Here is a 13,116-nt window from a genome sequence, read left to right as displayed (position 1 = left end):
TAAGAACAAGTTAAATCTGTTGGAGAAAATCTATTTTACCTAATTGTTTTTAATTAGAGATATAAGAAATACTTTAACTATAAGTTCATGACACCTTTATGGTTCTATAGAAGTAGATGATAAAAAAGTGGACAATTTACTCAGGTGTTTTTGTGAACTTTTTAGCTATTTTCCTATATGAACTTTCCCTGATCATTAATTCGCAATTGATAATTTCCGTAGATGATTCGGTCGTCTTAACTTTATTTTTCAAAATAGTTTTGAAAAATAGATTCGCCGCACTTATTCCAATTTGCTTGCTTTGTTGATTTATAGAAGATAGGTTTGGACTGATAAAACTGCTGAATTCTTCATCTTGAAAGCCTAAAACGCCAAGGTCTTTTGGTATCGAAATGTTCAACTCTTTGGCGGCTTGTATTACGCCCAATGCCGCTTGATCAGAAGAGGTAAAAAATGCGTCAGGTCTGTCTTGCTTGCTCAGTAACTTTAAGGCGATTGTTTTTGCATCTGTTCTAGAAAGAGCAATATTATCAATTTCATCATCAAATAAGGTATGTTTTGCTTTTAATAAAGCCTCACGATAGCCCTGTTTACGATCAGCATATATATTTAAATAGACTGGGCCACCAATGTGAGCAATTCTTTCATAACCCATTTTAATCAAATGCTCAACGCCATTAAAAGCAGCAATCTTGTTATCGTTTTTGATGATGTAACTTTCCACACTTTCATCAACACGATCGAATTGGATAAGGTGTATTTTGTTAGCTAGAATATCAAGTAAATGAGCATTGGTTTTGGTTTCCTGAGAGAGTGAAATCATGATACAATCTACATTTTGCTTGATCAAGGTATCAATAGCTTCTTTTTCCTTTTTTAAATTTTCTTCAGACTGGCAGATAATGATATGATATTTGTATTTGCTACAAATCTCTTCAATCCCAGCAATTACATTGGCAAAAAAGGTCTCATTTATCTTTGGTACTATTATTCCAATAATCTTCGAGTTGCCTTGGCGTAGATTAGCCGCAGAGGTATTGTGTTTGTAATTTAACTCTTTAGCCTTTTGTTTTACCATTTCCCGCATTTTTTCGCTTGTGGTAGGATGGTCGTTCAAAGCACGGGATACATAAGAACCGGATATACCTAGTTCTTTCGCCAAATCATAAATCGTTATTCTCTTTGTTTTGTTCATTTTTTAATCAAATTCTTGAGGTTTCTACAGCCTCAATAATTTCTTGATATAATATAACTGGGTGTTTTTTTGACCAATGACAATATTAATAAAATAAATCAAATAATATTTTGAAATCGATTTCATAAATTGTATCATTGAAGACAAATATAAATCGAAACTTTTTTGGTTAACTCTTCATTATCGATTAATCACCTGCCGAAAGCATTGATGAAATTCTTTAATCGATTAAATTCAAAATATGGAGGTGCCTTTATTAAAGTCATTTCGAGATAAGGCAATAAAACTTATGGTTTTATGCAAAGAGAATTGGTTGTGAATTTTTACAGCCTTTTATAGTTATTAATGAAATAGATAGACAAATAGGTAAATCTTTGAATCTAAATTAGGGCTCTGCAATAAGATAGTGCTAAATAAGCAAAAGTAGAAATCAATTGAAAAAGATTAATAAACCCTCTTATTTATGGCATTTATAAGTGAATATGTATTGCACGTTTAAAAAATTAACATTTTGTTTATTAGCGGTCTTAATGCCCTTGTTTATGCATGCACAAACCAAGGGAAAAAAGCCCCGAGTAATAGTTATGACCGATGGAGAAGTTGATGACCATAGCTCAATGGTGCGCTTTCTGCTTTACATTTGCGATATTGATTTGCAGGCTGTTATCGAAACAAATTCATGCTACCAGAAAAATGGTCACAGCAAGGAACCTTGGTATGAAAGGCAGCTTGATGCCTATGAAAAAGTATACCCCAATCTTATTAAGCACAATTCGGAATATCCTACAGCAGATGAAATAAGGAGCAAAAGCTTTGTTGGCGATGAAGATATTAGTCACCTGAGCAATGTGGTTTCACGTGAGGAAAGAGAAGCACAAAAGCCAGGCGAGAGGGTACAGTATATGCCAGATAAGTGGCCAAATACTCCAGGTTCTGACAGGATAGTAGAAGTATTGTTAAACAAAGATCCTAGCCCCGTATACATACAGGCATGGGGTGGGGGCAATACTGCCTCTAAAGCGTTCTATAAGCTAAAGACTGAGTATCCGAAGGAATATGAACGGGCTGTTTCTAAAGTGGTGATGTACAATATCTGGTATCAGGACGATGCCGGCAATTACATTGAAACATATCATCCTAAGGTTACTATGCTGTATTCTGATGCTTTTAATAAAACATGGGCTTACAGAATACAAACCACCACAAATACTTTCATTACCAAGGAGGTCAAAACCAACCATGGGCCATTGGGAGCACTCTATCCTCAAGATTATATTAGCGAAGGTGATTCGCCATCGTTTATGTACACCATGAATACAGGTTTAAGAAATTACGAAAACCCCAGCTATGGCGGTTGGGGAGGGCGTTTTGAAAAGCTACCTAATTTTGCAAATGTTTATGCAGATGCAAAAGATGATGGCGATGTTCTTATCCCGTTAAAAAGATGGGTAAATCAGGTAAACAACAATTTTGAAGCCCGGCTAGACTGGTGCGTAGCGGAAAAATACAGCGATGCCAACCATACGCCAGTTATAAAATTGACTAGTAAAACAGAAATAACTGCTAAGCCGGGAAAAATCATCAAGCTAAGTGCTAAAGGCACAATTGATCCCGATGGGAACAAAATAACTGTTAAATGGTGGCAATACAAAGAGGCAGGTACTTATGATGGTCTTGTACGTATTATGAGTGAATCTTACGATAAGATGTATTTCATAGTCCCAAAGGGCAAAAAGGAAGGCACTATCCACATTATCCTTGAAGTAACCGATAATGGTTTGCCAGCACTAGTTTCCTACAAAAGAATTATTATAAAAGTAAAACCATAGATGAAACCAGCTACTCACATAGGTTTATGGAGAGTTGGAGGGAAAAGCCCGGATTGGTAAGGGTTGATTTTTTAAAGGATGGGAAGATGATAGTTCCTAAGAATCAAACTTTTGGTATTAATTAGTTTATTTAAATTATGATAATAAATAATAGACATGACATCTTCATTAATATTATGCTGGGTGGATTTATCCGCAGGCTTGACCAAACAAATAGGGAATGAAAAAACTACTCATTTTATTTGTGATCAATATCTTAATATTGATTGCGTTCAATACAAAATCTAGCGCTAAAACCAATGTACTAAATGGGCTAAAGGTTAGCGGAAACAAACACTATTTACTAGATGCTAAAACCAATGAGCCTGTATTTATTTTGGCTACAACAGCTTGGAATATCAATGCCTTAACTTATAAGGAGATTGATGTGTTGTTAAAAAGCACGGCTAAAAATGGTTTTAATAGTATCATGTTTGCACTCGATTTTTATCCTCAGGCAACTGAGAAAAATGTTTATGGCGAGCAGGCCTATATTGGTCCTGAAAAAACAGATTTAAACCCTAAATATTTTGCTTACTGCGATTACATAGTGAAAAAATGTGCTGAATATCAGATTTATCCGATGCTTTACGCCATGTGGAGTGGTAAAACTACTGGCATAATGAATAGCTACACCACAAACCAATTGTATACTTTAGGCAAAAAGATAGGGCAACAGTATAAGAATCATAAACATGTTATACTGGTAGCTGGGGGCGAGTCGACACCTAAATTTATTGAAGTTGAACCTGTAAATGCTATTGGAAGAGGATTAAAAGAAGGTAGCAAAGGGGCGAACTTAGTCTCTGTACATCCATGCTCACCACACTCCAGTTCAGAGTTTTTCAGAAATGAAGATTGGGTAGATTTTTGGATGATTCAGGGAAAATCAAATATCAAAGGAATAGGTTATGATTTTAGACATCTAGTTTCTAGAGATTTTAACTTAGCTCCCACAAAACCAACCATCATGATAGAACATCGTTATGAAACAGGGATTGCTGAAGACCCAATTATTCAAAGACGTTCCCTTTACCTTTCGGTTTTTTCGGGCAGTTTTGGCTTTGCCTATGGGCATAATGCGTTATGGCAGATGACACCACATACAGCTCAAAAGTGGATGTTAATTAGCTGGAAAGCGGGTGTAGAGAATTGGCAACAGGCATTGAACACTCCTGCGCAGCAACAACTTAAGTATATCAAGACCCTTATTAATGCCATACCACTTGTAAATTCAGTTCCTGATCAAAGCTTACTGCTTACCACTCAAAAAGACAGCATTAGCTATAAAATACCCGTATTGAGAGATGGTAATGGAGAACAAAATAAGAGCACCTTTATACTAGCTTATCTTAATGATTCACAGACCATATCAATTAAAACCACTAGCCTCGGAGCAAATTTAGATGCTTATTGGTTTGATACAATAAATGGAAAGCCTAAATTAATTGGAAAGAAAATAAAGAACAATGGCATTTTCAAAGCGGATAAGATGATGGGAGATTCGGATTGCGTACTGGTCTTGTTCAATAGTGCTAAAAAATATAAACTACCTAGATAATGGTTCAAATTAAAAATACCTTGGCATTAATGCCCTTTAAATATAAGTTGATAACCTTATTTTGTGTATCACTTTTGTTAGTTGAACAATCCTTTGCACAACAAAAAGTAAAATGGGGAGATTGGCAAACTTGGGGCGATCAAAATGATGGTACTTATCGAAACCCAATATTACCTGCAGATTATAGTGACTTAGACTGCATAAGAGTTGGGAGTGATTATTATGCTGTTTCCTCAACATTTCAATATTCTCCAGGATTTGTGATTTTACATTCAAAGGATCTGGTTAACTGGAAAATCATTAGCCATGCGGTAAATGATATCTCAAAAATCTCGGCAGAAATGAATTGGGATAAAATGAATACCTATGGCAGAGGTATCTGGGCAGGAGCAATTCGATACCACAATAATAAATTTTGGATTTACTTTGGAGATCCTGATCAAGGTTATTTTATGACTACTGCTGCAAAGATTGAAGGACCTTGGGCACCTGTTCATCAAATCTTAGCCGCAAAAGGATGGGATGATGGATGCCCTTTTTGGGATGATGATGGACAAGGTTATTTTATAGGAACCCATTTTACCGATGGTTATAAAATTCATCTGTTTAAAATGACAGCAGATGGAAAGACCTTAATTGCAAGATCAGATAAGGTGATTTACCAATCTAAGGGAAGTGAGGCTAACAAGCTTTTTAAAATAAAAGACACTTATTATCACTTCTTTTCTGAGGTAAAAGCTGGTGGTAGGGTAGTGATGATGGAGCGGGCAAAAAATATCTATGGTCCTTATGAGGGTCCAAAACAATTAAGTTATGCTCAAAAAGAACATCACGAACCAAATCAAGGAGGCATTGTACAGACTCAAAAAGGTGATTGGTATTTCCTAACTCACCATGGTTCGTCTGGCGATTGGTCTGGAAGGGTTATGAGTTTACTACCCGTTAACTGGATAGACAATTGGCCAATTTTAGGAAATCCTGATGCTAATCAAATTGGTTCGATGGTTTGGAATGGACGAAAACCTATTCAAGGCCAAAAGAAAAGCATTCCTCAAACCAGTGATGGTTTTAATGCTAAAGTACTAGCAGAGCAATGGGAATGGAATTATCAGCCTAGGGCAGAAAAATGGAGTTTGGCAGAAAGAGCTGGCTGGCTTAGGTTAAAGGCTTTTAGACCAATTGAAACAAATAACCTATTAAAAGCCGGAAATACAATAACACAACGTTCTTTCAGGTCTTCATTTAATGAAGTGGTTGTAAAACTTGATTTAGCAGGGATGGCCAAAGGTCAAAAATCTGGTCTGACACATTTTGGTTCGCCAAATTATGCAACTATAGGTGTTGTGTTTGATGGTGTTACCAAAAGAATAGAATATAATGTGAAAGGCGCTATTGTTTTGGGCGACACAGTCACAACTAATCAATTGTGGCTGAAATCTACTTGGAGTTTAGATGGTTTAAGTCAGTTTTATTACAGTACTGATGGAATAAAATATGCTCCATTTGGGAAGCCCTACCAGTTGATGTGGGGTGCTTATCGTGGTGATAGAATTGGTATTTATACCTACAACAATGAGTCTGATTCTGGTTACTTGGATTTGGATTATTTCACCTATTTAGTAAAATGAGATATTAATGAAGTTTTTTGTAAAAAAATCAGTAAGGATTGCATTTGCCTTAGGGGTTGTTGCATTGGTTTTAAACCAAAAAGATGGAGTAGCACAAACCAGTAGCAAAAAAGGTAACTGGGAGTCGTTAAAGTTAAGCTATAATATGCCAACTAGCCAAAAGGATTTTGGAGCAGCCATCCCCTTAGGCAATGGAAGATTGGGTGCTAAAATTTATGGTGGTGTAGCTTCAGAGATTATAAATTTAAATGATGCAACTTTGTGGTCTGGTGTACCTCGTTCATATAATGATGCTAAAAATGTTAAGGTTTTGGCTGAAGTTAGGGCGGCATTAGCAACATCAGCATATAAAGAAGCAGATTCATTAGCTAGGCAATTGCAAGGGAAAAACAATCAAGCTTATCAACCCTTGGGAAACCTTTATCTTAATTTTCCTGGATCAGAAAACTATAGTAACTATTCAAGAGAACTAAGTCTAGATAGGGCAGTGGCCACTATTAAATATCAAGTAAACGGTATTGATTTTACTCGTGAGATTTTTGCCAGTTATCCTGACCAGGCTATCATCATGAGAATTTACAGCAATAAAAAAGGCACTGTAAGTTTTACCACAGGGATGAATACGCAGTTACAAGGTAAGCTGAAAACAGAAGGGCAAACTCTAGTTATGAATGGTAGAGCGCCAATTCATATCGATAATTATAATAAAAAACAGATTGTAGAGTGGGATGAAAAAAAGGGAACTGGTTTTCAGGCTAGGTTAGCAATTAAAACCATTGGAGGTAAAACGAACATTGTAGGAGACACTTCATTAACTGTTTTAGCAGCAGATACAGCAATTATATATTTTTCGGCAGCTACAAGTTTTAATGGAATTGATAAAGAACCTGGAATGGCTGGCAAAAATGAAAATGAACTTGCTACGGCTTACTTAAATAAAGCAATTAAAAAAAGCTATTTACAATTGCTAAATGCACACGTAAAAGATTATCAATCGTTATTTAGAAGACTTTGGGTTGAGGTGAACAATGAACAGCCCAATAAATATATATTGGCTTACCAATGGGCAAGGTATAACCTAATTGCTTGTTCTAGGGCTGGAAGTATGGCGCCAAGAAATGAACAAGGGATTTGGAATAGGGATATGTTTCCAAATTATGCATCCAATTATACTTTGAATGAAAATCCGCAAAAATATTATGCAGTTGCAGAACCAGCCAACATCAGCGAAGTAACTAATTCGCTAATTAAGTTTGTTTGCGATTTAGCTAAGAATGGTGCAGAAACAGCCAGGATCAATTATGGCTTTAAAGGTTGGGTGGCTCACCATAACTCAGATATTTGGGCAATGACCACCATGGCAACAGGAGATCCTTGCTGGGCACTTTGGCCAATGGGTGGGATTTGGTTATGCGAAAATGTTTGGGATAAATATGATTTTAATCAGGATGAAGTTTATTTGAAAAACACAGCTTATCCAATATTAAAAGGCGCTGCAGAATTCGCTTTAGACTTGCTACTTGAAAATAAAGATGGATATTTAGTTACCTCACCGTCTACTTCTCCAGAAAATCATTTTTTTGATGAAAAGGGAAATCGCGTAGCTGTAAGTCAGGGAAGTACGCTAGACCTGGCTTTATTAAGGTCGCTCTTTCAGCATTGCATCACAGCCAGTAAAGTGTTAAAAAGAGATATTGATTTTAGGCTTAAGCTAGAACAGGCCTTGCCTAAATTATTGCCATTTAAAATAGGTTCAAAAGGGCAATTAAACGAATGGGAATTCGATTATTCTGCGAGTTTAAAAGAGTGGGAAGTTACTCATCGGCATATATCTCATGTTATTTCAGTTTGGCCTTTAAGTCAAATTAACAAAAATACCCCTACATTATTAGCGGCAGCCCGTAAATCTTTGGAGTTAAGGGGAAGTGGGGGTTATCATCCTGATAAGGCAGGAATGTGGGCAAGGTTATTAGATGGCGATAAAGCGCTGGCTGCATTAAGTCTAAAATATCCAGTTATTTATGATGCACCTTTTGGTGGCTTTGCCGAATTGCTATTGCAAAGTCAAACTGGTGATTTAGATATTTTACCTGCATTGCCAAGTGCCTGGAGTAATGGAAAAATATATGGGTTAAGGGCTAGGGGCAATTATGAAGTAGATATTGAGTGGGAAAATCATCAATTGAAAAAAGCAACCATTAGGTCCTATTCCGGAACGGTTCCAGAAATAACTGTAATGGGCAAAAAAATAAACATTAAAACTGACCCTGCCATTACCTTCTTAAAAGTTCAACAAACAACAAAATAAATATATAATGAAAAGATTTTGTCTTGCCTTAGATTTAATTGATGATCCTATTCTAATTGCCGAATATGAACATTGGCATAAAGCAGAAAATGGCTGGATTGAGATAAGAAATAGCATTTTAGATGCCCATATTATTCAAATGGAAATTTATAGAACGGGTAATCGATTGTTCATGATCATGGAAACTGAAGATTCTTTTTCCTTTGAGCAAAAACAGTTATTGGATGCTTCAAATCCAATAGTAAAGGAATGGGAAGGTTTAATGTCGAAATTTCAAAAGCCGATTGCTTGGGCTAAGGAAGGAGAAAAATGGGTGTTGATGAATCAAATATTCAGTTTGCAACCAAATTAATTATAAATAACACACACACACAAAATGAAAAGAAAAGCTACATTAACATTAATTGCTTTGATGTTATCCTGTCATGGTATTCGAACATTTGCACAGGAACAAGGCAATCCAACACCGCCACGAGTTACCATTAAATTGCCAAATGGAAAAGCTGCGGCAATTCCCAAAGGTCCATACAAGGCAACTTGGGAATCTGTAAAAGAGAACTACAAAACCCCAGAATGGTTTTTGGATGGAAAGTTTGGGATATTTATTCATTATGGTGTTTACACCGTTGCTGCTTATGCGAGCGAATGGTACCCACGCCACATGTATTCTAATGGAGGTGTGCAGAAATGGCACGTTGAGCATTTTGGTGGCCCGGTAGATAAAATTGGCTATAAAGACTTAATTCCATTATTTAAGATGGAGAAGTTTAATGCGCAAGAATGGGCCGATCTTTTTAAGGAAGCAGGAGCTAAATATGTAGTGCCAACAGCAGAACATCATGATGGTTTTGCCATGTATGATAGCAAACTAACCAAGTGGGATGCTAAGGATATGGGTCCAATGATTGATTTTATTGGCGAATTGGCTACAGCGGTACGTAAGGATGGATTAAAGTTTGGGGTTTCTAATCATAGAATGGAACATTGGGATTTCATGTATCCTCAACTGAAAACAAAGTCTGATTTGTTTGATCCTGCCTATGCAGATTTTTATGGGCCGCCACAACTTCCACCTGTTCGTAAACCAGCAACAAATGGAGAAGAGGTTATTGAAGACCAAAATAAAGCACCTCAAAGTCAGGCTTTTTTAGAAGAATGGTTAGCTCGTTGCCAAGAGTTGGTAGACAAATATAAACCAGATATGTTTTGGTTTGATAATGGTGTAAATAGCAGAAGTTTAGATTCTGTTAAATTGAGATTTGCTGCGTACTACTACAATAGTGCAAATAAATGGGGTAAAGCAGTTTCTATCAGCACTAAAAGTGATGCCTATTTAGCAGGCAGCATTAAGGACTTTGAACGCCAAGGAAGGGCACCAAAAGGGTTAACGGATTTTGTATGGCAAGTTGATGACCCTATAGGCGAGAAGTTTGGCTATGTAGAAGGAATGAAATTGACTAATGCTGCCACAGTGATTAGACGTTTGGTTGAAAATGTAAGTAAAAATGGTAACCTAATGCTCAATATTTCGCCTAAAAGTGATGGAACTATTCCTCAAGAGCAAAAAGAAATATTATTAGGCGTTGGTAAATGGCTAAAAGTTAATGGCGATGGCATTTATGGAACTAGGGCATGGGATAAATATGGCGAGGAATCTTTAAGATTTACCACAAAAGGCAATAATTTGTATGCTATTTCCTTAAAATGGCCAACAGCACCTATAATTGTTCGTTCATTGCCACTAAGTAAAGGAAAGGTTAGCAAAGTTTCTTTGTTGGGGTATGCTAAAGAATTGAAATTTATGCAAGATGTTAATGGGCTAACGGTAACATTTCCAGATGAAAAAATTGGTGATTATGCCTATACCTTAAAAATTGAGGGAGTGGAGTTGCATTAACAAACCCCGGGATGATGGCGGGTTTCGTTTGTTAACTAAAATAGTTTTTTACTAACGTTCACAAACCTTTTCGATTATTGCCACCTCTATGCCAGAATAGGTTGCAAACTCTGCAATGGTTATGAACTGATTCTTTTCTTTTTTAAGTAAAAACCTAAGGTCTTGCAGAATCTTTTGCGCATTTCTAATGCTTTTTCCTGTTAACGTACTGACATCCTTTGGATAGACGCATACTCTTTTCATTTTTAGCGTTTTAATGCCGCAACAGATTTGGAGGTGCTTAGGTATTTTAGCAGCTTTTTTGCCAAAGGTGCTTACATGTACGTGCTTAGTATGTGCTTCATCTATGCTTAAACACTGCTTATAGCCTATTGACCATCACTAATTAGATTGGGCGATTAATGATCTTAATGTTAAGCTTGATTTATTCAAGGCACATATGAAGCTTAGGTAGGCTATTTGAATTTTGAAAGCTTTATGTCGAAGCCCGACCTTTAAAGGCTGGGGCGAAGCTGAATAGGTTAGTGGAAGTAACGGGTGACAGAAGGTCGGAAGAAGTTTAGAGTTTAGGGGGTTAGTCCGAAAGTCAGGAAGTCATTTGTGTCGCCATTGTCTCAACGCTGAAATCCCGACTTCTCGGGAAACCAATTACAACAACTCCACACCTCAACTCTTTCTACCAACTCCACACTTAAACCCTCATTGTAAACTAATGCTAATCGTTTCGAGACAAGGTCGAGAATGCGTTATGCCTGCATCGTATTGTGGTTTACTTTTGTTCGACTCCGCTTCGGGATGATCCCGACCAGTTCTCGACCGTTTCCCGAAGCTTTCCCGAACACTTCCCGAAGCAGACTCGACCGCTTCCCGAACAGTTCCCGAAGAAACCTAAATGAATTCCCGAAGGAGACCCGAATAATTGCTTTAACAGGTGCCCTGCTAATTAATAATTTAGCTTAGAAAATGAATTCTGAAAAGTGCTAAATCGCTATTCGCTTGCCCATAGTGTGGAATTCACACCCTAATCATTATTCCCTTAAAATCTAATTTTATGGCTCTATATAGATTTAAAGCCCATTTTGAGCTATGGTATGTCCTTTGCCTATTGCGTGTAAAGTACTCCCTGTGTTATTTGGGCAATTAGCCCTTTATGCAAAGTATGGCCCTAAATCTAATAAAGCTTTAAATATGATTACTTCTACTACTAAAAAACTTTCATTCTTTATCTTGTTATTGGCTTTTGTCCAATTGGCACAGGCGCAGGTAAAAGTTGGTGATAACCCAACAGAAATTAATAAGGGCTCCTTACTTGAATTGGAAAGTTCAAACAAAGGTTTATTGTTTCCAAGAGTTAATTTAACAAATACCACTACTTGGAGCTTAGCTGCGGCAAGTACACCAGTTGCGGGTATGATTTTGACAAATCTAACATCAGGCCAGATGCCGCTAAAGAACTGGATAAACTAGTGAAAATTCTGATTGAAAATCCAACAATTTGGATTGAGCTTGGTTCGCACACGGATAGTAGGGGAAATGACCAGTATAACCAGTGGTTGTCTCAAAGCAGGGCAAACTCTGCAGTACAATACATTATTGACAGGGGAATTGATAAAAGTAGGATAACTGCAAAAGGTTATGGAGAAAGCGTTCCTGTTAACGAATGTACAAATGGTGTAAAATGTTCTGAAGCAGACCATCAATTGAATAGAAGAACTGAATTTAAGATTGTAAAACAATAATAAAAAGACTGGCCGTGTTTGAAAAGGGTGGGCAAATAGGGATGTTAATGACCTTTTTCATCGCGGCCTTTATAAATTGCTAATCAATAATTGATTAGTTAAGTTCAAAGTAGACCACAGGTATGGTGAATGCCTGAAAGTGTATTGGTAATTGAATAGAAGGGCAAAAATATAACTTGTAAAGCGATATAAAAAGACTGGCCGTGTTTGAAGGGGGTGAGCAATAGGGAAGTTAATGATTGTCTTCATCACGGCCTTTATAATTTTAAAGCGACAAGAAATGGATAGGTTTGAGGAAGGTGAACAAATAGGGATGTTAATAGCCTTCTTCATCGCTGTCCCAAAAATTGAAATGCAATAATTTATATAGCATATAGAAATTTAAAAGGAAAGGAGGAGTATGAATATTTTAGTAGCAGATGATTTAGAAATCTATAGGCTTGCGCTCAAATTGTATATACACAAACACTGGACGGATGCAGTGGTTTATGAAGCTAGTACAATGTTTGAGGTTGCTGAAGATGTATTTGATGTTGAATTTGATTTGTTAATTTTAGACATCAATATGCCTGGTACCGAATTACTGGAAGACTTTGTGAGCAAGGCGACTAATTATACAAAAGTAATCATATTCTCAGACCTAGATAAGGATGACAAGCGGGTGGAGAACCTGATTAAAATTGGGGCGGATGCCTTTCTTCCCAAGTCATCTAAGCGAGTTGATATCATCAGCACTTTTCAACTTGTTTTTAGCGAAAGGGAGTCATAAATAAAAGGCATTTCAAATTGAGATGCCTTTTTTGATTTATTCTCATTTGATTCAGCCAAGTAATTTTTCGATATAGCAGATGGCCAGCACTACTACAAACTTTCCTGCTTCTGATGTAATGAACCTAAATTCACACCAAAGATGATCTTGA

General features: G+C 36.7%; 10 protein-coding genes and 1 pseudogene. 9 read left to right on the top strand and 2 right to left on the bottom strand.

Translation table 11 applies throughout. The features are described 5' to 3' along the window. Positions 1 to 136 precede the first annotated feature (136 nt). Positions 137 to 1,195 carry a LacI family DNA-binding transcriptional regulator gene (locus tag EZ428_RS08295; protein ID WP_131552685.1) on the bottom strand — a complete coding sequence of 353 codons (1,059 nt, stop codon included), beginning with the start codon at positions 1,193 to 1,195 and terminating at the stop codon, positions 137 to 139. A gap of 542 nt (positions 1,196 to 1,737) precedes the next feature. Between EZ428_RS08295 and EZ428_RS08290 the strand changes: the two genes are divergently transcribed. The 6 genes from EZ428_RS08290 (at position 1,738) to EZ428_RS08265 (ending at position 10,457) form a co-directional block, all read left to right on the top strand. Further along, entirely contained in the window at positions 1,738 to 3,024 is a 1,287-nt protein-coding gene (locus tag EZ428_RS08290; RefSeq protein WP_165501737.1) for a DUF1593 domain-containing protein, read from the top strand. 220 nt (positions 3,025 to 3,244) lie between these two features. Beyond that, on the top strand, positions 3,245 to 4,624 hold the full coding sequence (locus tag EZ428_RS08285) for an apiosidase-like domain-containing protein (RefSeq protein WP_131552683.1): 1,380 nt from the start codon (positions 3,245 to 3,247) through the stop codon (positions 4,622 to 4,624). Next, positions 4,624 to 6,252: a glycoside hydrolase family 43 protein gene (locus EZ428_RS08280; RefSeq protein WP_205945650.1), complete on the top strand. Its 1,629-nt coding sequence runs from the start codon at positions 4,624 to 4,626 to the stop codon at positions 6,250 to 6,252. Before EZ428_RS08285 ends, EZ428_RS08280 begins: the two co-directional genes overlap by 1 nt. A 7-nt stretch (positions 6,253 to 6,259) precedes the next feature. Then, the gene (locus EZ428_RS08275) at positions 6,260 to 8,560 is read left to right on the top strand and encodes a glycoside hydrolase family 95 protein (protein ID WP_131552682.1); all 2,301 of its coding nucleotides are present in this window, start codon (positions 6,260 to 6,262) and stop codon (positions 8,558 to 8,560) included. Positions 8,561 to 8,567: 7 nt separating this feature from the next. Beyond that, positions 8,568 to 8,912, top strand: coding sequence for an L-rhamnose mutarotase (locus EZ428_RS08270; RefSeq protein WP_131552681.1), 345 nt, complete (start codon positions 8,568 to 8,570; stop codon positions 8,910 to 8,912). Positions 8,913 to 8,936: 24 nt separating this feature from the next. Next, positions 8,937 to 10,457: an alpha-L-fucosidase gene (locus EZ428_RS08265; RefSeq protein ID WP_205945649.1), complete on the top strand. Its 1,521-nt coding sequence runs from the start codon at positions 8,937 to 8,939 to the stop codon at positions 10,455 to 10,457. A gap of 51 nt (positions 10,458 to 10,508) precedes the next feature. Here the strand turns inward: EZ428_RS08265 and EZ428_RS08260 are convergent, their stop codons facing one another. Beyond that, positions 10,509 to 10,700 carry a hypothetical protein gene (locus EZ428_RS08260; RefSeq protein WP_131552680.1) on the bottom strand — a complete coding sequence of 64 codons (192 nt, stop codon included), beginning with the start codon at positions 10,698 to 10,700 and terminating at the stop codon, positions 10,509 to 10,511. Between the two features lie 945 nt (positions 10,701 to 11,645). Here EZ428_RS08260 and EZ428_RS23970 point away from each other — a divergent pair. From EZ428_RS23970 to EZ428_RS08250, 3 genes and pseudogenes are all read left to right on the top strand, one after another. Further along, the gene (locus tag EZ428_RS23970; RefSeq protein ID WP_165501736.1) at positions 11,646 to 11,924 is read left to right on the top strand and encodes a hypothetical protein; all 279 of its coding nucleotides are present in this window, start codon (positions 11,646 to 11,648) and stop codon (positions 11,922 to 11,924) included. Then, positions 11,867 to 12,196: pseudogene (locus EZ428_RS08255) on the top strand (OmpA family protein); the annotation flags it as partial. The gene EZ428_RS23970 and the pseudogene EZ428_RS08255, both read left to right, overlap by 58 nt. A gap of 400 nt (positions 12,197 to 12,596) precedes the next feature. Beyond that, a complete protein-coding gene (locus EZ428_RS08250; protein WP_131552679.1) occupies positions 12,597 to 12,965 on the top strand; it encodes a response regulator in 369 nt (122 codons plus the stop codon). The last annotated feature ends 151 nt before the right edge of the window (positions 12,966 to 13,116 follow it).

The organism is Pedobacter frigiditerrae, from assembly GCF_004331645.1.
Classification (GTDB): Bacteria; Bacteroidota; Bacteroidia; order Sphingobacteriales; family Sphingobacteriaceae; genus Pedobacter; species Pedobacter frigiditerrae.
The sequence above is the reverse complement of the archived record's forward strand: the minus strand, read 5'-3'. Positions and strand labels throughout refer to the sequence as shown.

Bases quoted from the DNA above. Each gene is read 5' to 3' on its own strand.
- EZ428_RS08295 (WP_131552685.1), bottom strand. From the start codon at position 1,195: ATGAACAAAACAAAGAGAATAACGATTTATGATTTGGCGAAAGAACTA.
- EZ428_RS08290 (WP_165501737.1), top strand. From the start codon at position 1,738: ATGCATGCACAAACCAAGGGAAAAAAGCCCCGAGTAATAGTTATGACC.
- EZ428_RS08285 (WP_131552683.1), top strand. From the start codon at position 3,245: ATGAAAAAACTACTCATTTTATTTGTGATCAATATCTTAATATTGATT.
- EZ428_RS08280 (WP_205945650.1), top strand. From the start codon at position 4,624: ATGGTTCAAATTAAAAATACCTTGGCATTAATGCCCTTTAAATATAAG.
- EZ428_RS08275 (WP_131552682.1), top strand. From the start codon at position 6,260: ATGAAGTTTTTTGTAAAAAAATCAGTAAGGATTGCATTTGCCTTAGGG.
- EZ428_RS08270 (WP_131552681.1), top strand. From the start codon at position 8,568: ATGAAAAGATTTTGTCTTGCCTTAGATTTAATTGATGATCCTATTCTA.
- EZ428_RS08265 (WP_205945649.1), top strand. From the start codon at position 8,937: ATGAAAAGAAAAGCTACATTAACATTAATTGCTTTGATGTTATCCTGT.
- EZ428_RS08260 (WP_131552680.1), bottom strand. From the start codon at position 10,700: ATGAAAAGAGTATGCGTCTATCCAAAGGATGTCAGTACGTTAACAGGA.
- EZ428_RS23970 (WP_165501736.1), top strand. From the start codon at position 11,646: ATGATTACTTCTACTACTAAAAAACTTTCATTCTTTATCTTGTTATTG.
- EZ428_RS08250 (WP_131552679.1), top strand. From the start codon at position 12,597: ATGAATATTTTAGTAGCAGATGATTTAGAAATCTATAGGCTTGCGCTC.